The following is a 20,133-nucleotide window of genomic DNA, read 5'->3' as shown; positions in this document are numbered from 1 at the left end:
GCGGCTGTTTGTTGCGCAGGCCCCGGCCGCCACATGAAACAAAGCGCCGGATCGCTCCGCGCCGAGGACAGACGACGCAAAGACGCTGTTCAGAGGCGTTGCAGCAGGCGCAACGCGGTGCCAAGGTGGTCCCTTCACTGATCGTGCTGCTTGGGGGGATGGGGATGGGGCGTCGTGAAGGTCCGTTGGACCCCGCGGCCGGACCGGTACAGCGCTTCGCTTACGAGTTACGCAAGCTGCGCCAGGAGGCGGGAGGCCTGACCTACCGAGCCATGGCGCAGCGCACTGAGTATTCGGTTGCCACGCTGTCCAGGGCCGCGGCGGGCGAGCAGCTGCCGTCCCTTGGGGTGGTGCTGGCCTACGTGCGGGTCCGCGGCGCGGATTCGAACGAGTGGGAACGACGCTGGCGTGCCGCGGCTGGCGAAGCGATCGCCGAGCCGGGAACCGATGACGTCGCCTATGCGCCTTACCGGGGTTTGGCACGGTTCGAGCCTGATGACAGAGATTTGTTCTTCGGTCGGGAGGACCTCGTAGCGCAGCTCGCCGACCGGATCCATACCCACCGTCTGGTGGCGTTGGTGGGTGCTTCGGGCAGCGGCAAGTCTTCTCTCCTGCGCGCCGGCTTCATCCCCCTCCTGCGCGCACCTGCCGATCGCGGACCGCAGCCGGCGGCGATCCGCGTGATCACCCCTGGCGAGTACCCTCTGCGCACCCACGCCCAGCGTCTGGCAGCGGCGGAGGAGGACGGCGACACCGTGCTGATCGTCGACCAGTTCGAAGAGCTCTACACCCTGGGCACACCGCCACACGAACGCAACCAGTTCATCGACCACCTCCTGGCCGCCACCGACCCGGCAAGTCGGCTGCGCGTCATCATCGCGGTGCGCGCGGACTTCCTCAGCCGCTGCGCCGAGCACCACCTGCTGGCCGCCGCACTGCGCGAGGCCACCTTGCTGGTCGGCCCCATGAGCCCGGCCGAACTGCGCCAGGCCATCGTCAAACCAGCGGCCGCAGCAGGCCTGATCGTCGAACGCGCACTGACCGCAAAGATCATCGAAGACGTCACCGATAGCCCCGGCGGGCTGCCGTTGATGTCCCACGCCCTCCTGGAGACCTGGCGCCGCCGCACCGGCCGCACGCTCACCCTCACCGCCTACAACGCCGCTGGCGGCTTGGCAGGCGCTCTCGCCCAAACCGCCGAAGACCTCTACACCCAGCTATCCCACGACCAGGCCGCTGGCGCCCGCAGGATTCTGCTGCGCCTGATCAGCCCAGGAGAAGGCGCAGAGGACACCCGGCGGCCTGCACCCCGGGCGGAGCTGGAGACCAGCACGTCCTCCGTTAGGGCTGCGGTGCTGGAGCGGTTGGTGAAAGCACGATTGGTCACCCTCGACGGCAGCACGGTGAACCTCGCCCACGAAGCCCTCATCGCCGCCTGGCCCCGGCTCCGGGAATGGATCGACGACGCCCGCGAACGCCTACGCCTCCATCGCCAACTCACCGAAGCCGCCCATACCTGGAACGACCTCGGCCGCGATGCCGGGGCGCTGTACCGTGGCACCCGACTTGCCTCCGCCGAAGAAGCCTTCGTCACCACCGACGGCAACAGTGACCTCACCGTGCTGGAAAAGGACTTCCTCACCGACAGCACAACCGCTCGCCACCGAGAAGAACAAACTGCAGCTCGCACCACCCAGCGCCTACGCCAGTTCACCGTCACCTTGTCGATCCTGCTTGTGCTCGCCCTGACCGCTGGGCTGATTGCCTGGCAGCAGTACCGCACCAGTGAGCAGCAACGCCACCAGGCGGTTAGTGCCCAGCGCGCCACGTTTTCTCGTCAGCTGGCCGGACAGTCAGCCGGCCTCCTGCGATCGAACCCTGACTTGTCCTCGCTCCTGGCAGTGCAGGCCTACCAGACCAGTCCGACGAAGGAGGCCACCGCCAGCCTTTTCTCCGCTGCAGCGCTCCCTCTCCAACGCCGCCTGACTGGGCACGCTGGCATTGTGCGATCGGTGGCGTTCAGCCCCAACGGCCGCACCCTCGCCAGCGCCGACGATTACGGGAAGATTCGGTTGTGGGATGTGGCCACCGGCAAGCCACGCTCTACCCTGACCGGATACACAGGAGTGCGATCGGTGGCGTTCAGCCCTGACGGCCGCATCCTCGCCAGCGGCGGCGATTACGGAGAGATCCGGTTGTGGGATGTGGCGACTGGTAAGCCGCGCACTACCTTGACCGGAGGCAGAGGTACCGTGCGATCGGTGGCGTTCAGTCCGGATGGCCGCATCCTCGCCAGCGGCGGTGAGGATGGGAAGATCCGGTTGTGGGATGTGGCGACTGGTAAGCCGCGCACTACCTTGACTGGGCACACCGGCTACGGATGGTCGGTGGGATTCAGTCCGGATGGCCGCATCCTCGCCAGCGGCGGTGAGGATGGGAAGATCCGGTTGTGGGATGTGGCGACTGGTAAGCCGCGCATTACCTTGACTGGGCGCGCTGGCATTGTGTGGTCGGTGGCGTTCAGTCCGGATGGCCGCATCCTCGCCAGCGGCGGTGAGGATGGGAAGATCCGGTTGTGGGATGTGGCCACTGGTAAGCCGCGCACTACCTTGACTGGGCGCGCTGGCATTGTGTGGTCGGTGGCGTTCAGTCCGGATGGCCGCATCCTCGCCAGCGGTGGTGAGGATGGGAAGATCCGGTTGTGGGATGTGGCGACTGGTAAGCCGCGCACTACCTTGACTGGGCGCGCTGGCATTGTGTGGTCGGTGGCGTTCAGTCCGGATGGCCGCATCCTCGCCAGCGGTGGTGAGGATGGGAAGATCCGGTTGTGGGATGTGGCCACTGGTAAGCCACGCACTACCTTGACCGGATACACAGGAGTGCGATCGGTGGCGTTCAGTCCGGATGGCCGCACCTTCGCCAGCGGTGATGGGGATGGGAAGATCCGGTTGTGGGATGTGGCGACTGGTAAGCCGCGCACTACCTTGACTGGGCGCGCTGGCATTGTGTGGTCGGTGGCGTTCAGTCCGGATGGCCGCACCCTCGCCAGCGGCGGTAGCGACAAAACGGTGCGCCTGTGGGATGTGGCGACTGGTAAGCCGCGCACTACCTTGACTGGGCGCGCTGGCATTGTGTGGTCGGTGGCGTTCAGCCCTAACGGCCGCACCCTCGCCACCAGCGGCGAGGACGGAAAGACTCGCCTATGGGACGTGTCTCTACCTGATCCGACCTTCTCCATCAGGAAGATTTGCCGAGCGATCCATCGGTCCTTCACTCGAAGCGAACGGTCGCTCTACCTGGCAGACCAACCCTCTGGCCCAGTGTGCCGATCATGAGGTGCGAAGAACAGCAGTCCGACTGCGATGTGCCGTCTTCGTGGCAGTGCGCCATCTGGGGATGTACCGCCCCATGACAGCTGCGAGGCCGCGAAGTACCACCGTCGTCCACGGGCCGACGATCAGCAAGAACACGGTCCTCCCGCCCGACCGTGGCTGACACGCTCTCACTGACACGAAGCCGACACATCGCAGAGATCGACGACACCGGGTCGTTGCGGCTCGTGTGGCAGGTCTTGAATGGCGGCTCTTTAGAAATTGTTGTCTTTCCGGGCTTGAGAACGGTCTTTTCGCTGGTCGAGCGTAGGAGCGCGTCGTTCTTCGTGACAGCCCGCGCAGACGGCCGACTTGTCGAAGCAGGGTGAGCATCCCCACCGTCCTCCGGTGCTGCTGCCGACGTAGCGGTATGCGCGTCCGCACTCGCCGCAGCTGGGCAGTGCGATGTTTTGGGCGCCAGCATCGTTCAGGGCCATCAGCAGTTTGGCGACGCAGTAGGGCGCCGGTGGCCGTCCGGTCCGCAGCAGCGACGGGTCATCGTGCAGGGCCTGGGCGAGGCTGCGGCGACGGGCTCGTGCACGTACGACCGTGAGGACAATGTCGCGGACGTGCTCGGCGGGCAGGTGCTTTTCGACGTTTTCCGACCAGCCGCACGACCAGGCCGACCGGATCCGCAAGGACCTCTTCGGCAAGACCGGTCACCGGTCAATTCCGCTGATTCGTGCCCGCCGAGGCCGCAGGTCACCGACTCCTGCAATTTTCCGGCTGCCAGAGTGCCCGCGTCGACGCTGACCTGCGCTTCAACGTAGCCACATGTCCGTGACGTTGCTGGCAGACGCCCTCATTCCATCCTTGCCAAGGGAGCCCGGAATCCGTCACGGGACGATCTTGAAGCTCCGGACCGGGGTCCGGCTTCCTGCGCACGGACGGTTACGACAGGCACCAGTGCGACGGTGGTGGGGTCAGACCGTAGTCGTGCAGACTGCCTCAAGCCTCGCCAGCTCATTACCTTCTCCGGCCTCTGTGCGACATCCCATGAGTTCCCCTGAGCCTGGCTGAATCCTTGTCCCCGTGGCCACGGTGTTCTGTCTCCTTGGAGTGTTCTTCGAGCCGGTGACGTAACTTCAGGTTCGTGAAGTGTTCTCACTTCGTTCGATCGGTCTGCGATCGGGGTGAAGGTGAGAAGGCTTGGGTTGGCGCTGGCAGCCGTAGGCGATCCGCGCGAGTTCCGCGATCCGGTCTCGGCGGAGGAACTGGAGCAGTTCGAGACCGACGTGCTCGCCGGGTTCGTTCTCGCGCGGACTTCGGCGGGGCTGGCGGACGGCACCATCCGGGGGGACGTCGGGCACCTGGAGCAGATGCGGGCCTGGTTCGGCCGGCCGCTGTGGGCACCGGCACCATTGATGCTTGGACCGAGGCCGTCAGCGTCGGTGCGACAGGACCGGGCGATCTGATGCTCATGTACGGCACGACGATGTTCCTCGTCGCCACCGTCACGGGGCAGTCGCGGGTGCCGGAGCTGTGGAGCACCGTAGGCGCCTTCCCCGGCACGCGCTCCCTCGCCGGTGGCATGGCCACCTCGGGAGCGGTCACCGAGTGGCTACGCGGCCTGTTCGGCTCGCCCGATCATGCCGTCCTGCTCGCGGAGGCCGCTGAGAGCGGCGTCGGCGTGCGCGGTCTCACGATGCTGCCGTACTTCGCCGGTGAGCGCACGCCGATCGCCGACCCCAGGCACGCGGTGTGATTGCTGGCCTCACCGCCGAGCACACCCGCGGCGACCTGTACCGCGCCGCGCTGGAGGCCCGGCGTACCGCGTACGGCACAACATAGAGGTGATGGGGGAGGCGGGCGCCGAGATCAAGCGCGTCGTCGCGGTCGGCGGCGGCACGCGGGGCGGGCTGTGGACGCAGATCGTCTCCGATGTCACCGGGCTGCCGCAGGTCATCCCCGCCGCCACGGTCGGCGCCAGTTGCGGTGCCGCCTGGCTGTCCGCGCATCGGACAGTGGAGGCGGACATCGCAGTCCGGAATCCCGCGCGCGAGCAGCGCCGGCCGTACCCGGCCGTGGGGGTTGCTTACGACCGGCTGTACGGCCTGTACCGGGACCTGTATCCGGCGACACGGACAACGGCCCACGCCCTGGCCCGACACAGCGCGAGGGCTGACATCGTCCGGCCACGCACGACGCGGCGGCTGCACGATCGCTCGTGCACCCGCCGCTCGCCGTGGCTCCTCGCCGGAACTCAGCCGACCAGATCCGCGACCAGTTTCTCGATCTCAGCCGCCGTCGTCGCCTCCGGGGCGCCGACGGTCATGCGGGAGGATCCAGCCGGCAGGCCGCGAACGCGCAGGGCGTGCTTGATCCGTCCGGCGCTCGGACCCAGCAAGGCGACGACGCGGTCCACTCGCTCCTGCAGCGTCGCGAGTTCGTCGGCTCCGGCACCGGCCAGCTTGGCGGCGGCCAGCTCCAGGAAGGGCTCGGGGAGCGCACCGGAGCAGCCGGAGATCACGCCCGCACCGCCCTCGTCGAGCACCGTGGTGAGCAGGGCGTCGTTGCCCGAGTAGACGGTGAACTCCGCCGGAAGTACAGCACGATACGCGGCGACCTCGGTGGACGGAGAACCGCTCAGCTTGACGCCGGCCAGGTCGCACTCTCCCGCCAGCTGCGCGAACAGCTCAGGGGTGACGGTGATGCCACTGCGCTCGGGGAAGAGGTACGCGTACAGCTCGGCGTCCCCGGCGGCCTGCCGTACACGCCGGAAGTAGTCCCGAAGCTCGTCCGCCTCGGCGGGCAGGTAGTAGGGGGTGAGCGCCGCGAGCCGGGTGGCGCCCGCGGAGACCGCGTCGTGGGTGAGGGCCACGGCCGTGTGCGCATCGGGGGCGCCGACGTGTGCCATTGCGGCGTCCGGCCCTCCAACCTCCAGAGCGAGTTCGGTCAGTTGGCGCCGCTCCTTACGGTCCAGGGCGGGAAACTCCCCGGTCGTCCCAGCAATCATCAGCTGGCCTGTGGTGTCGGCGGTGAAGCGGAAAAGTTCGCGGGCAGCGACCAGGTCGAGCTCGCCGTCCGGGGTGAACGGGGTGGTCAGCGGGGTGATGACGGTGGTCTGCGCAGACATGGGCGAGCGGTTCCTCCGGTGGCACGGAAACATTTCAGAATCGGTCTACGGTTAACCGTTGACGAATCTCAGCGTACGCTCGATGATCTGCGGTGTCACGAGCCGCCGGGGTGGCCACCACGCCCCCCGAACACCGGAGTACACACATGCCCGACCCGTCCGAACATCTGGTCACGCTTTACCACTTGAACGACCTCGGCCCAGCGGAGCTGCGCCGCCTTCTCCCGAGCCACCCAGACCTGCGGATCACCGAGATCGGCCCGGACGAGGACCCGCGCGACCACCTCGGCACCCTGGAGACCGCCACGATCGTCCTGGCACCGCTGGAGAAGGAGCGCCGCATCACCGCGGAGCTGCTGGACGCCATGCCGCACTGCCGCCTGATCCAGTCCGTCGCCGTCGGCTTCGACGGCGTCGACCACCGCGCTGCCGCCGAACGCGGCATCCCCGTCGCCAACCTGCCCGGCTTCAACACCGATGCGGTGGCGGACTGGACCGTGGGCGCGCTGCTGTACCTGCTGCGCCCGTACGCCTTCGGCCATGCCAAGGTCGAGCGCGGCACATGGGGACCGGAAGGGGTCAGGGGACGCGACGTGTCGTCGCTGACCGTCGGGATCGCCGGATTCGGCAACATCGGACGCGCCGTCGCCCGCCGCCTCGACGCCTTCGGCGCGCGCGTCCTCGTCCACGACCCGGTGCCCAGCGAGCCCGCCCGTGAGTACGTCGACCTGGACGAACTCGCCGCGCGCAGCGATGTGCTGACCCTGCACATGCCCCTCAACGACGCCACTCGCGGAGTGATCGGCGAAGATGTGCTGCGGCGGATGCCGCGCGGCTCGTGGGTCCTGAACGCCGGACGCGGTGGCGTGCTGGACGAGGCGGCGCTCGTACGGGCCCTCGACTCCGGGCAGTTGGCCGGCGCCGCGCTCGATGTCTTCACCGAGGAGCCGCTGCCGGCCTCCTCGCCGCTACGCGGCCGTACCGACGTACTGCTGAATCCGCATGCCGCCGGCGTGACGCACGAGGCATACCACAACCTGCGCGCAAGCGTGATCGACAGCCTCGACCAGGTGCTGTCCGGCAAGCCGCCCCGCAACGTCGTCAACGGAGTCGCCGTATGACCGGTACGCACCCCGGAACCCGGCCCGCCGATCCGGACACCCCGGCCACCGGCCGATCGCCCCGCGTCGGCCGCGTCCGCTTCGCCGTACTCGGCCTGCTGTTCGTCGGCATCACGATCAACTACATCGACCGCGCCGCCATCAGCGTCTCACTGCCACACATCAGCCAGGACTTCCACATACCGCCCGCCGTCGCCGGCCTGATCATGTCGGCGTTCTTCTGGACGTATGCCTTCGGGCAGATGCCGGGCGGCTGGCTGGCCGACCGGTTCGGCCCGCGTGTCATCCTGTTCTTCGCGAGCCTGTGGTGGGGCGTGGCCACCGCGCTGATGGGGCTCGCGCGGAGCACGGGGATGCTGGTCGTGCTGCGGATGGTGCTCGGCCTGGGCGAGGCCCCGTCCTTCCCGGCCAGCGCCAAGGTCGTCGCACGGTGGTTCCCGAAGACCGAGCGCAGCTTCGCTTCGGCGACCTTCAACAACGGCAACGCCGTCGGCGGCGCGCTGTCCGTCCCCCTCGTCGCGCTGGTCGTCGCCGCGGTCGGCTGGCGGGGCGCCTTCGCCGCGGCCGGCGGGCTGGGCGTGTTGTGGGCGTTCGGCTGGTGGCTGTACTACCGCGACCCGGAGCACCACGGGCAACTGAAGAAGCCGGAGATGGAGTACATCAAGGCCGGCCAGAACCGCGCGGACGCACCCGAGCAGACCGCGGTCCGCTGGCGCGACCTGTTCCGGTTCCGGCTGATGTGGGCGATGATGCTCGGCTTCTTCTGCGTCAACTTTGTTGCCTACTTCTTCATTACGTGGTTCCCGTCGTACCTGGTAGAGACGTACCACCTGTCGACGATGAAGTTCGGCTTCCTGGGCATGGTGCCGGGGCTCGCGTCCATGGTGGGCGGCTGGTGCGGCGGCCTGGTCTCCGACTGGCTCGTCCGGCGTGGCACCCCGATCACCAAGGCCCGCAAGCTCTGCCTCGTCGGAGGACTGCTGGGGACGTCCGTCATCGCGCTCGCCGTCGTGTCGCCCAGCGTCGGCATGGCGCTGACGGCCCTGTCCGCGTCGTACTTCTGCTCCACCTTCGCGGCCGCCAGCGTCTGGGCGCTGCCCGGCGATATCGCGCCCACGCCCGGACACGTCGGCTCGATCGCCGGCATCCAGAACACCGCCGGCAATATCGCCGGGATCGTCTCCCCGCTGCTCCTCGGCGTGCTGATGGGCAGCTCCGGATCCTTCGTCGTCCCGCTCGTCACTGCCGGCTGTGTGGCGCTGCTCGGCGCGGCGACGTACGCCTTCCTCCTGCCGAAGGTCGAGCCGCTGCGCCTGGACCGTGGGCCGTCGGGCACGATGGGATAGTAGTCACCCGTCAACCGTTGACGGCATGTGCGAAGAACCGGGGAGGGGTCGGCATGGACCAGCTGGCCGTGAGGCAGGTGCGGCAGCTGCCGCTGGGGGAGCGCGTGGCACACCAGCTGCGGGTGTTGATCGTCACCGGGCAGCTGGAGCCGGGAACGCATCTGGTGGAGGGGGCCCTGGCGGGCCGGTTCGACGTCAGCCGTGGCCCGATCCGCGACGCCCTGCGGCTGCTGGAGGCCGAAGGGTTGGTGGAATCCCGGCGTCGCGGTGTCTATGTCACCGGGCTCAGCGAGGACGATGTCGACGAGCTGTTCACGCTGCGCGAGTCCCTGGAGACGCTGGCCCTCACCCGCGCCGTCGAGCGCGCCGGGAAACGTGACACCGACGCACTGGACTCGCTGGTCACTGCCATGAGGGAGGCGGCCGACAGGGGGGACCCGGCCGCCTTCGCCCAGGCCGACCTGGCGTTTCACTCCGCGTTCTACTCCCTGGCCGGACACCGGCGCCTGGCTGCCGTCTGGGAGCAGTACCGCCCGGTGTTCGGGGTCATCCTGGACGTCACCAACACCCAGGACCGCGACCTCCACCCCGCCGCGGAAGCCCACGCCGACCTGCTGCGCGCCATCCGCTCCCGCGACGTCGCGGAGGCCACCAGCCTCCTCAGCAGCCACCTGCTGGGCGCCGGTGACCGGCTGCGGACGGCACTGCGGCGGGTGACCCACACGTAGGTGCTCATCGACTTCGTCCGCCACGGCCTACCACTCCGGTGCCTTGACGGCACTGGTCGCTTGGACGCTGGTGCCCACGGCCTCCGCAAGCCCCCTAGTAGTACTTCGTTGGGTTGTGCTGGGCGGAGGATTTGTTCCGGGTGGAATCGGTGGGTTGCGGTGGCGGGTAGGGCAGGCGCCGGCCCAGCACAGCAGTAGTTGCTGCATGGGGTGGTGGACTTGGTAGATGGTCAGGTCGGCGTTTGGGCTTTTGGGCTCAGTGTCCGGGGGGTGAGGAAGGTGTGGGTGGCGGTGAGGGGGGTGATGTGGTGATGTCATCCGCGTCAGGTACGGCTCTCGAAGTGGTCCGGCCCCCGGGCTGTGCTTGAGTTCGCGGTGGTCGTGCTTGATGCGGCGGCGGATCTTCGTCATCCGTGCCAAGTGACGCAGTGCGGTGTCTGCGGGCGGACTGGTCAGCCAGTTGTCTGTGGGCTCGCTTTGGCCGGGTGGCCTCTCGGCGATCAGGGTCTCGACCGGCAGAGCTCCGTCCCAGGCGGTCCCGCCTTGCCGCCAGGTGATCCGCCGCAGTCGGCGCCGTCCGGCTGTCATCACCAGGTCCTTCAGTGACCGGGCCGGCTCCCGATAGCGGGGCAGCCGCGGGGTGCCCATCCGCCCCTCCCGCTCCGGGGCGGTCGGGACGGCGTCGCCGGGGTGGGCGCTGGTGTCACCGCGCACGGCGGTCACGTAGTCCAGGCCGCGCTCCGCCAGTCCGGAGGGGAAGGAGTGTATCTGGCCGTATCCGGCGTCGGCCACGACAACGCGGCCGTCCAGCCCCCGTCCCCGGGCCTCGTCGATCGCGTCCAGGGCCAGGCGCCACTTCTCCCGGTGCCCCACATCCTGGGGCGCCCCGGCCTTCGACCGGCGCCCGTCGAACGGATCCGCCCACTCGGCGGGCAGAAACAACCTCCAGGTCACAGGGATGGAAGCGGCATCGGTGACCGCATGCAGACTCACGCCACCTGGCACAGCGACTTCTTGCCCAGCGCCCCGCACCGCTTCCGGGCCGCCCCAACCGACTGATTACCCGCCTTGGGAAAGGAGGTGTCGTCGATCACCCACGCCTCCGGGGCGATCGCCGCACACGCCTTCGACGCGACCGCCCGCAGCACCGGAGTGTGATCCCACCAAGACTGGCTGACGAACTGCTGCAACGCCTGCATGTCGCCGTCCGGCGGTCGCTCGGCCATCGGCTGGATCGACTTGCGTCGCCCGTCCAACGTCAGCCCGCGCGGGTAGCGGTCACCCCACCCGCGCTGGTCTTTGCGCTTCAACGACCCGAACACCTCGGCAACGAACTCACCGAGGCTCGCCCGCAGTTGCAACCCAGCGTCCTGCCAGGTCCCACCCCCGCACGGACCAAAACCGAGAATGATCACAACCTCACACAGACCCTAGGACGCGGTCTCGGGTGCGATCAGTGAGCGGGCCACCGCGAGCGCCGCCGCGTGGCGTTCCGCTTGCCGGCCGCCCAGTTCGCGGCCGCGTGCCGAGGCCATGACCACGGCGGACAGGGCCAGCCGTCCGCGCATCACGCCCTCGGGCCCTTCGCCGGTGGCCAGTGCGCGGATCAGGTCGCCCAGCCGCTGCTGGAGCGTGCGTGCGGCGGCCAGGCCCCGCAGGGCGTGCTCGTTGACCTGGGCGCACACCAGCGAGGCGCCGTGCTCGCCGCGGACCAGGGCGTCGAACTCCTCAACGGTTCGGATGCGGGTCGCGGCGGACGGCGGATGGGCACGTGCGGATTCGATGACGGCGTCGAGTGCCGGGAGCAGTTCCTCGTAGGAACTGGTGAGCAGCTCCTCCTTGTTCGCGAAGTGGTGCAGGACGGCCTGCCTGGTGACCCCCGCCTGCTTGGCGACCTGAGTCAACGAGGTCAGCTCATAGCCCTGCTCGGTGAACATCTTCAGCGCGATGGCCCGCACGCGCCGACGGGTGTCGGTACGCCTTCGATCGGCTTGCTCCGGCATCTTAAACTGCCTTACTTGTAAGTCAGGTATTCTGAACGCATGAATGGCACAGAGAGCAACATACCTGCTGGTGGGAGCGGAATCGACGCCTCCTCGCCGATCCTCGACGAAGGGCTTGCGGGGCGGCGCGCGCTGGTCACGGGCGGGAGCCGCGGGCTTGGCGCGGCGATCGTGCGGCGACTCGCCGCGGCGGGCGCGACGGTGTTCGCGGCGGCCAGATCGGTGCCGCCCGAGGGTTCGCTGCCGGCGCGGTTCTTCACCGCGGACCTCGCGGACCCCGACGGAGCAGGGCAGTTGGCGGAGCGGGTGCGCGAGGCCGCAGGCGGGGTGGACATCCTCGTCGACAACGCCGGTGCCGGCAGCGCCCCGGAGGACACGCTGACCCGGCCGCCGGCAACCTGGCAGTCGGACCTCGAGAGCAATCTGCTGTCCGCGGTCCGGCTGGACCAGGAACTGGTCCCGGGCATGGTGGAGCGCGGCTCGGGGGTTGTGGTGCATGTCTCGTCCATCGCGAGCCATCTGCCGCAGCCGGGGCAGGCCGCCTACGCCGCGGCCAAGGCCGCGCTGAACAGCTACAGCCGCTCGCTCGCGGCCGAGGTCGGCCCGGCCGGGGTGCGGGTGGTGTGCGTGCTGCCGGGCTTCATCGCCACCCCGGGGGCGATCGCGCACCATCGGAAGATCGCCGACAGTCAGGGGGTTTCGCTGGAGGAGGCGCAGCGCGGCCTCGCGGCGCGGCTGAACGTGCCGATGAACCGCCCCGGAACCCCTGAGGACGCCGCCGAGTTGGTCGCGTTCCTGGTGTCGGAGCGGGCGCGCTGGCTCACCGGATCGCAGTTCCGTGTCGACGGAGGCATCCTCGCCCAGGTGTAGCCCGACCGGCGCCACAGCGGCTCCGCGCTCAGGGGGCACTACATGATCGTCCCCGCCGTGTCCGGTTCGGCAGCGAGATCGGAGAGGTGCACCAACGGCGGGGACGCTGGTCAATCTGGCCCAGGCGCTGTGGGGCAAGCCCGACCACACCCGGGGCGCACAGCGTGCCGTCGAGGCCACCGACCTGCTCCGCCCACTCGCCACCGAGGACACCGGGAGGTTTCGCGGCGGTCGCTGATGCGCCTGCGGCCGCGCCTGGCGTCAGCCCCGGTCGCGGCTGCTCGTGGCGTCGGGGCTCCGGTACGCCGTCGGCGGTTGGCCCAGGAGCTTCTTGAACGCGGCCGTGAAGGCGGCGGGGTTGTCGTAGCCGAGCTGGGCCGCGTGCGGGTGATGGGCATGCCCGCGGTGAGGTGCTGAAGGGAGTGCAGGACGCAGGCGCGTTGCCGCCATTGCGAGAAGCTCAGGCCGGTGCCGCGCTGGAACAGGCGGGCGAGGGTGCGTTCGCCGATGCTGAGGGCAGCGCACCAACGGGCGGGCGGATCATGGATATCCGGCTTCCGCAGGAACGCCTCGCACAGGCCGCGCAGCCGTGGATCGGAGGGCAGCGGCACATCGAGCGGCAGCGGGGTGAGGATCTTGAGCTCGTGGAGGATGAGGGCCGCCACCGCCGCGTCGCGGCTGTGCTCCGGGTAGCGCGGCTCCATCTCCACGGCCTCCGGGATCAGCGCCCGCAGCAGCATGGAGACGTCGACGGCCTGGCAGCGCGCGGGCAACCACGGCACGGCGGCGGGCTCGATGGAGAGGCTGCGGGTGCTGACACCCATCATCGTGACCTGATGCCCGGTCGTGGGCGGGATCAGCACGGCGCGGGCGGCGGGTATCGTCCAGCTTCCATCCGCCGTCTCGACCCGCACCACCCCGGTGGCCGCGTACAGCACCTGGGCGCGGCGGTGCTCATGCCAGACGAGCAGATGGCCCTGGGGGTAGTCGGTGCCGATGGCCAGCACCGCACGATCGAGGTTGTCCACCTCCGCGACCCGGATGTTGCGCATACCGCGAGGCTACGCGGGACCGATCGCCCCTGTCCGCTGCGCGTAGGAATATGGCAGTCCGTCGATTGCCCGCCACGCCTGGTGGTCTCTAGCGTCGGACCAGTGCTGACCTCGTTCTCCACTCTCCTCCTCGGCTGCCTGACCGGCATCACGACGGTGCTCTTCTGAAGAGATCTGCGACACCGTCCGCGGCGCCACATGTCGAAAGCGACGCTGTACAGCCAGGTGCAGTTGCTCGTCGAAGAGGCGGCCAAGGCGGGCAAGTACGTCACCGCCTCCCAGTACCAGGAGATCGACCGCTGGGTAAAGCGTGCAGAACGCGCACAGGCTGGCGCGCCCGCCCCGACGGCTCCTGCACGGACCGTGGGGAAGGACCCGGTGTCGTCGAAGCCGCGCGCGAACGCGGGCACCGGAACAGCAGAGCAGACCAACACGATCACGGTGTGGGTGTGGAAGGACCGCTACGGCGGCCTGCACGCCGCCGACACGCAAACCCGCCCAGAAGCATCCGTGCGGCAGTGCCGCTGCCCACCGAGGCTGGCCCGCTGCAGCGCCTCTACGGCAACCTCACCCGCATGATCGCCGAGCGGGAGGCCGTCGGCGGCCCCGTGCACACCGGTCGGGCCTCGCTGTTCGTGCGGATGTGGGAGAAGCGCAGCGGTGAACTGGTGAGACTGAGCGCTTCACCTGGCCCGTGAGCGCTGTGGTTGGCCCGTCTGAGCGGTGCTGTTGGCCTGCTGCTGTTCTGCTAGGCCGTGGATCTGGAGTCGATCTCCTGGGCGAGGTGCGCTGCGTAATTGGTGAGGGCCTGGCGGAGATCGACGTAGTGCTTCAGGCGCTTGGAGTGCGCGAGGCGGTGCCAGAGCTGGTTTCGCTGGTTCGACCAGCCAACAGGCCTCGGGCGGCTGACGTCCGCGTCCAGGGGACGAGGGGCGAGTAGGACGTCACCCTGGGTGATTGTGGTCCAGACGAAGACGGAGGCCGTCTGGCATTTGAGTCGTCCCAGGTCGGGGGCGCCTCGACGGGGCATCTGCGCGGTGAGCTCTTCCCAGGTCGAGGCTGGGATCCACCAGTCGCGGAGTGTTTCGCGGCGGTGCCGGTAGTCGATCCGTTCGCTGGACGTGTTGAGGTGGTGCACCAGGTGGTCGACGGCAGCGGTGAAAGCGTGGGCGTACTGCGGATGACTGCGCTGCCAGTGGGGGGTGTCGTCTGCTGTCGTGATCTGGATGGCCCGTGGTCGAATGCCCAGCCAGCGGGCGGCTTCCCATAGGCTGCAGCTGGCGGACAGCTGTACCAGTCTGGCCGCGGCGGTGCGCCGAAGAAGCCGGAGGCTGATCTGCGGTGCGGTCAGCTGCCGGAACTCGTCGGTGATCCACTGGTACACGGAGGGAGGCCGGAATGTGGTGCGGGCCGTAGGACGTGGCGCCAGTGCTGGTCAACGTCGTGGTTCGCCGGACAGCACGCTGTTGTGGAGACCGGTTTGAGCGTCGTGCCGACTGGATAAGGGGGTCGGCGGCGGAGCGCAACCGGGACGAGAGGGTCGTGCGGCGTTTGTGGTAGGCGCGGGTCCAGTTTGTCGAGCCAGTCTCGCTTCCGAAGGCCGCATGCAGGAGGTCGGCGAGGCGGTCTTGTAGATCGTCGGCTCTCAGGAGCCTGTCGGCTGCGTCCAGGAAGGCCGCGCTGGCCGGTGCGTCTGGGGGCAGACGGTCCGCGGTGTCGTAGCGGACTTTGGCGTAACGGGGCGTGGGCGACGCCCACCAGCACCTGTCGTCCAGAAGCGTTTCGGTGAGCTGTTCCTCGCCAGAGGCGATGGCCTCCTGGCAGCCATCCTCGATCAGGCGCTCCAGCAGTCCGACCACGCCGTTGGTGCGGTCGAAGAGGTACTCGGGCATGGGCCCCTCGGTGAGCATGCCGACAGGGGCCTTGAGTAGCCGCAACTGCCCTTCGATTCCGGCCAGGTGGTCGACCCAGGCGGCGATCTGCTCGGCGGTGTCGTAGCGGAAGCGGTCGAGGGTGACGAGGTCGAAGCGTCGCTGAGTCTGGGTCGCTTCCAGGCCGTAGACGCGTGGGCGCTGTCCGGCAGGAAAGATCAGTTGCCCGGTCGCGGGATCCGCCCGCCCTTCCTGGAGCAGTCCGGAGGCGGGAATGTCGACGCCGACGAGGATGAGAGTGACGTGCATGCTCATGAAGGCTCGGATCAGATCGAGGGTGTCCTGATCATCGGCCCGGTGCATGCGAATGCGGGTGATGTCGTCCAGGATGAGCGCTTTGGTTCCGTGATCGTGTAGAGAGGCGGCGACCTGTCGGACGAGGCCGGGCAAGTCGATGCGCGGGTGCACGGGAGCGCCGTAGAAACTGAGAATGGCCTTGCACAAGCTTTTCGGTTTTGCCGTCACCGGGGTCTGGACGTAGGCGACGGGAGCATGCAGGTCACGGGTGCCGGGGACGGCGCCGGGATTGAGTTGCTGGTGCAGATCCAGCCAGGTGGTGTGGAAGGGCGCGAGGATCTCACAAACCATCTCGGTCTTGCCCTGATAGCCCCCACCGGTGACCATGACGCCAGCCCGGGTGGTCGGCCGGTGCTTCAGCGCGTTGGTCATAACTCGTCCGTGCAGCAGCTTCGTGACGGCCTTCGTCATCGGGGTCTGCAACAGGGGCAGGTTGGCGTGCGTGGCAGTCCGGTGCAGATCGTGCAGCATCTTCTGCCGCGGGCTCAACTGCCGCCACTCGGCCAGGCTCAGCTGCGGAGCGGGCTCGAAAGCGTGCCGGGTAATGCGCCAGCGCTCCCAGCCGGCGACCGTCTCCCGCACTGGCGGTGCGCCGGGCAGGAGGAACTCGGCTGGCCCGTCCGCTGTGCTGGTGCTCATCGCGGATCACCTCCCGGCCTGCAGTCGTGCTGCTCGTCCTCCTCGTCCGGCAGTCGTCACTGAGTGGCTGGGCGAGGCCTTCTGCTGAGCACAACCCTCGCACGTGCTGCTGCGACTGAATGCGAGCCGGACATTCCCCGAGCTTCGCTTTCGCAGTACGCCTTCACCCAGTTCGTCGCGATGGCGACCTGAGCTGCCCGAAGACATCGCCCCTGCACAGACGGCACGGTGCAGGTAATTCTCCACGCGATCCTTGTCGTGGGCGCTGAACGATGCCCGATAGTCCTGAGGCCAAGGATGTGTAAGCAGGCTCGGCGGGGTTACCCGCGCAATTGTCCCGGCCGCGACGGCAATCCCGGGTGACCCGGCGAACCGGCGCAATATCAATGAGCGGCAGGGACAGGTGCCTCGCGTACGGTAGTGACGGACCTGGGTGACGTTCCCCGGTCCAGGCCCGCGGGGCGGTATCTGCACGCGCCCCTAGGAAGGGCAATGATGACCAAGCACACCGCGCGGACTCCGGCTACTCCAGGCGTCCTGACTGATCCACTCCGCAACCACGGCGTGGGGTTCACGCAAGCGGAGCGGGACGAGCTGGGCCTGACCGGGCGCCTGCCGTCCGCGGTACTGACGCTGGAGCAGCAGGCGCAGCGCGCATACCAGCAGCTGCAGGCTCAGGACGGTGACCTGGCCAAGAACGTGTATCTGGAGCAGCTGCACGACCGGAACGAGACTCTGTACTACAAGGTGCTCACCGATCACCTGGTGGAGTTGTTGCCGGTCGTGTACGACCCCACGGTGGGCGAGGCGATAGAGAACTACTCCCATGAGTACCGCCGCCCGCGCGGCGTCTTCTTGTCCATCGACCGGCCCGACGACATCGAGAAGGCCTTCGCCACGCTCCAACTCGGGCCCGAGGTCGTGGACCTGATCGTGTGCAGCGACGCGGAGCAGATCCTGGGCATCGGCGACTGGGGCGTGGGCGGCATTCAGATCGCGGTCGGCAAGCTGGCGGTCTACTCCGCGGCAGCCGGCATCGACCCGGCCCGCGTCATCCCCGTGTCACTGGATGTGGGAACGGACCGCGAGGCGCTGCTGAAGGACCCGCTGTACCTGGGCAACCGGCACCCCAGGGTCCGCGGCGCCGACTACGACGCGTTCATCGAGACGTACCTGCGGACGGTCTCGGCGATGTTCCCGCGTGCGCTGCTGCACTTCGAGGACTTCGGCCCCAGCAACGCCCGGCGGATCCTGGAGACCTACGGCGGCTACCGAATCTTCAACGACGACATGCAGGGCACCGGTGCGATCACCCTGGCCGCAGTCCTGTCGGCCATCAAGGTCAGCGATGTGCCGATGCGAGAGCAGAAGGTGGTGGTCTTCGGCGCGGGCACCGCCGGGGTGGGCATCGCCGACCAGCTGCGCGATGCCATGGTTCGTGACGGTGCGAGCCGCCAGCAGGCCACGACCCAGGTCTGGCTGATCGACAAGCCGGGCCTGCTCACCCGCGACACAAGTGACCTGCGTGACTTCCAGCAGCCCTACGCGCGCGATCCGTCGGAGGTCGCCGACTGGCCGAAGGACGACGGCGGGATCTCCCTGCTGGAAACCGTCAAGCAGGTCAAGCCGACGATCCTGCTGGGCACCTCCACCGTGCACGGGGCGTTCACCCGCGAGGTCGTCGAGGCCATGGCCGAGGGTACCGAGCGTCCGATCATCCTCCCGCTTTCCAACCCGACCTCGCGCATCGAGGCCATGCCGGCCGACGTCATCGCCTGGTCGAAGGGCAAGGCCCTGGTCGCCACCGGAATCCCCGTCCCACCCGTCGAGCACGACGGGGTGACCCACGAGATCGCGCAGGCCAACAACGCGCTGCTGTATCCCGGTCTGGGCCTGGGCACGGTCGTTTCCGGCGCATCGAAGGTGACCGATGGGATGCTGCTCGCAGCTGCCCGGGCGGTGGCCGACCAGGTCGACGTCAGCGCACCGGGCGCCTCCCTGCTGCCACCCGTGGAGAACCTGCACAAGTCCTCCGCGATCACCGCAACGGCGGTGGTCGAAGCAGCGGTCAGCGACAGCGTCGCCACCAGCGCGCCGGCCGATCCCGGCCAAGCCGTCCGCCAAGCCATGTGGGAGCCCGTCTACGGCAACGGAGGGACGGCATGACCGCGCGGCAGCCGGGTCCGGGCAAGGACGAGGACACCCCGGAGATTCTCGACGTGCCCATCGGTCTCGACGCGACCGGAACCCGGCGGGAGACGGACTCGATGGGCGCGATCGACGTACCGGCGGACCGGTACTGGGGTGCCCAGACACAGCGGTCCCTGATCCACTTCGCCATCGGGGACGACCGGATGCCCAAGGCGGTCTACCACGCCTACGGCCACGTCAAGAAGGCGGCCGCGATCCTCAACGGGCGGGCCGGGCGGCTGCCTGCCTGGAAGGCCGACCTGATCGAAAAGGTCGCCGACGAGGTCATCGCGGGCAAGCTCGACGACCACTTCCCGCTGTATGTGTGGCAGACCGGGTCCGGGACGCAGTCCAACATGAACACCAACGAGGTGATCAGCAACCGAGCGATCCAGCTGGTCGGCGGCGAGCTGGGCAGCAAGTCCCCGATCCACCCCAACGACCACGTCAACATGGGGCAGTCCTCCAACGACACCTTCCCCACCGCCATGCACGTCGCCGCGGTCACGGCGGTCCACGAGCACCTGCTGCCCAGCGTGCAGGCGCTTCAGCGGGCGATCGAGGCCAAGGCGGAGCAGTGGCGCGACGTGGTGAAGATCGGCCGCACCCATCTGGAGGATGCGGTCCCGCTCACCGTCGGACAGGAGTGGTCCGGCTACGCCCACCAACTGACACAAGCCGTCGACCGAACCACCGCCTCCGCCGAGAGCCTGTACGAGCTCGCCGCGGGCGGCACCGCAGTCGGCACCGGGCTGAACGCCCCACCCGGCTTCGGCGAGCAGATCGCCGGCGAGATCGCCGCCGCAACCGGCTACCCCTTCCGCACCGCGGAGAACAAGTTCGCCGCCCAGGGCGGCCTGGACGCCATGGCCGGCGCCTCCTCCGGCCTGCGTGCCCTCGCCGTGCCGCTGATGAAGATCGCCAACGACATCCGGTGGCTGGCCTCAGGACCCCGCTGCGGCCTGGGCGAACTGATCCTCCCCGCCAACGAGCCGGGATCCTCGATCATGCCGGGCAAGGTCAATCCGACCCAGTGCGAGGCGATGGTCATGGTCTGCCTCCAGGTCCTCTCCGAGGACGCTGCCGTCGCCTCCGCCGCCTCGCAGGGCAACTTCGAGCTCAACGCGATGCGCCCGGTCATCATCAACAACTTCCTGCACGCGGCCACCATCCTCACCGACGCCTGCGCCAACCTGCGCCAGTACTGCATCGAGGGCGCCCAGCTCCACCGCGACCAAATCGACTCCTATGTCGACCGGTCCCTCATGCTGGTCACCGCCCTCTCCCCAGTCATCGGCTACGACAAGGCCTCGGCCATCGCGCACAAGGCCGACGAGGAGGGCACCACCCTGCGTGAGGCCGCACTGGACTCCGGCTCCATCAGCGCCGAGGACTTCGACCGCATCGCCAACCCAGCCGCCATGGCCCGCCCACCTCATCGATCGCAGTAGGGCCCGGATTTCGAGCACCACGCTGACCGCGTCGTCTGCACCGCGCCCGTGGGCCCAA

The 20,133-nt window shown here is 68.6% G+C and carries 15 protein-coding genes and 2 pseudogenes; 12 read left to right on the top strand and 5 right to left on the bottom strand.

Annotated features, from left to right (window positions below):
* The first annotated feature begins 98 nt into the window (after window positions 1-98).
* The 4 genes and pseudogenes from ABD329_RS41235 to ABD329_RS41220 form a co-directional block, all read left to right on the top strand.
* A complete protein-coding gene (locus ABD329_RS41235; protein ID WP_344317758.1) occupies window positions 99-3,335 on the top strand; it encodes an nSTAND1 domain-containing NTPase in 3,237 nt (1,078 codons plus the stop codon).
* A gap of 1,190 nt (window positions 3,336-4,525) precedes the next feature.
* Entirely contained in the window at window positions 4,526-4,786 is a 261-nt protein-coding gene (locus ABD329_RS41230; RefSeq protein WP_246618737.1) for a hypothetical protein, read from the top strand.
* Window positions 4,786-5,076: an FGGY-family carbohydrate kinase gene (locus ABD329_RS41225; RefSeq protein WP_306420158.1), complete on the top strand. Its 291-nt coding sequence runs from the start codon at window positions 4,786-4,788 to the stop codon at window positions 5,074-5,076. The genes ABD329_RS41230 and ABD329_RS41225 overlap by 1 nt, the downstream gene beginning before the upstream one ends.
* Before the next feature lie 91 nt (window positions 5,077-5,167).
* Window positions 5,168-5,269: pseudogene (locus ABD329_RS41220) on the top strand (hypothetical protein); the annotation flags it as partial.
* A 305-nt stretch (window positions 5,270-5,574) separates the two neighbouring features.
* On the opposite strand, the gene ABD329_RS41215 reads toward ABD329_RS41220, so the two are convergent.
* Entirely contained in the window at window positions 5,575-6,447 is an 873-nt protein-coding gene (locus tag ABD329_RS41215) for a dihydrodipicolinate synthase family protein (protein ID WP_198279201.1), read from the bottom strand.
* A gap of 146 nt (window positions 6,448-6,593) precedes the next feature.
* Here ABD329_RS41215 and ABD329_RS41210 point away from each other — a divergent pair, with 146 nt between their 5' ends.
* The 3 genes from ABD329_RS41210 to ABD329_RS41200 are packed head-to-tail and all read left to right on the top strand — an operon-like array spanning window position 6,594 to window position 9,642.
* Complete coding sequence (locus tag ABD329_RS41210; RefSeq protein WP_198279202.1) at window positions 6,594-7,568, top strand: 2-hydroxyacid dehydrogenase; 975 nt, start codon at window positions 6,594-6,596, stop codon at window positions 7,566-7,568.
* Window positions 7,565-8,914 carry an MFS transporter gene (locus ABD329_RS41205; protein ID WP_198279203.1) on the top strand — a complete coding sequence of 450 codons (1,350 nt, stop codon included), beginning with the start codon at window positions 7,565-7,567 and terminating at the stop codon, window positions 8,912-8,914. Before ABD329_RS41210 ends, ABD329_RS41205 begins: the two co-directional genes overlap by 4 nt.
* Before the next feature lie 53 nt (window positions 8,915-8,967).
* Complete coding sequence (locus ABD329_RS41200; protein WP_246618738.1) at window positions 8,968-9,642, top strand: GntR family transcriptional regulator; 675 nt, start codon at window positions 8,968-8,970, stop codon at window positions 9,640-9,642.
* 230 nt (window positions 9,643-9,872) lie between these two features.
* On the opposite strand, the pseudogene ABD329_RS41195 reads toward ABD329_RS41200, so the two are convergent.
* Both ABD329_RS41195 and ABD329_RS41190 read right to left on the bottom strand, forming a co-directional pair.
* Window positions 9,873-11,003: pseudogene (locus ABD329_RS41195) on the bottom strand (IS701 family transposase).
* A gap of 69 nt (window positions 11,004-11,072) precedes the next feature.
* Window positions 11,073-11,645 (bottom strand): TetR/AcrR family transcriptional regulator, encoded by a 573-nt coding sequence (locus ABD329_RS41190; protein WP_198277032.1) that lies wholly within the window; start codon window positions 11,643-11,645, stop codon window positions 11,073-11,075.
* 39 nt (window positions 11,646-11,684) lie between these two features.
* Between ABD329_RS41190 and ABD329_RS41185 the strand changes: the two genes are divergently transcribed.
* The gene (locus ABD329_RS41185; RefSeq protein WP_198277033.1) at window positions 11,685-12,515 is read left to right on the top strand and encodes an oxidoreductase; all 831 of its coding nucleotides are present in this window, start codon (window positions 11,685-11,687) and stop codon (window positions 12,513-12,515) included.
* A 110-nt stretch (window positions 12,516-12,625) separates the two neighbouring features.
* Here the strand turns inward: ABD329_RS41185 and ABD329_RS41180 are convergent, their stop codons facing one another.
* Window positions 12,626-13,567, bottom strand: coding sequence for an AraC family transcriptional regulator (locus tag ABD329_RS41180; protein WP_425574438.1), 942 nt, complete (start codon window positions 13,565-13,567; stop codon window positions 12,626-12,628).
* Window positions 13,568-13,765: 198 nt separating this feature from the next.
* Between ABD329_RS41180 and ABD329_RS41175 the strand changes: the two genes are divergently transcribed.
* Together ABD329_RS41175 and ABD329_RS41170 are read left to right on the top strand one after the other, a co-directional pair.
* Entirely contained in the window at window positions 13,766-14,146 is a 381-nt protein-coding gene (locus ABD329_RS41175) for a hypothetical protein (RefSeq protein ID WP_198277034.1), read from the top strand.
* Complete coding sequence (locus tag ABD329_RS41170) at window positions 14,143-14,265, top strand: hypothetical protein (protein WP_281404641.1); 123 nt, start codon at window positions 14,143-14,145, stop codon at window positions 14,263-14,265. The genes ABD329_RS41175 and ABD329_RS41170 overlap by 4 nt, the downstream gene beginning before the upstream one ends.
* Window positions 14,266-14,511: 246 nt before the next feature.
* On the opposite strand, the gene ABD329_RS41165 is transcribed toward ABD329_RS41170, so the two are convergent.
* Window positions 14,512-16,434, bottom strand: a complete 1,923-nt coding sequence (locus tag ABD329_RS41165; RefSeq protein WP_198277035.1) for a TniB family NTP-binding protein — start codon at window positions 16,432-16,434, stop codon at window positions 14,512-14,514.
* Window positions 16,435-16,926: 492 nt separating this feature from the next.
* Here ABD329_RS41165 and ABD329_RS41160 point away from each other — a divergent pair, with 492 nt between their 5' ends.
* Window positions 16,927-18,600, top strand: a complete 1,674-nt coding sequence (locus ABD329_RS41160; protein ID WP_344317757.1) for an NAD-dependent malic enzyme — start codon at window positions 16,927-16,929, stop codon at window positions 18,598-18,600.
* Window positions 18,597-20,075: a class II fumarate hydratase gene (fumC, locus tag ABD329_RS41155; RefSeq protein ID WP_198277036.1), complete on the top strand. Its 1,479-nt coding sequence runs from the start codon at window positions 18,597-18,599 to the stop codon at window positions 20,073-20,075. The genes ABD329_RS41160 and fumC overlap by 4 nt, the downstream gene beginning before the upstream one ends.
* Window positions 20,076-20,133: the final 58 nt, after the last annotated feature.

The organism is Streptomyces javensis (assembly GCF_039525925.1).
GTDB lineage: Bacteria > Actinomycetota > Actinomycetes > Streptomycetales > Streptomycetaceae > Streptomyces > Streptomyces asiaticus.
This window is presented reverse-complemented; position numbering and strand designations above follow the sequence as displayed.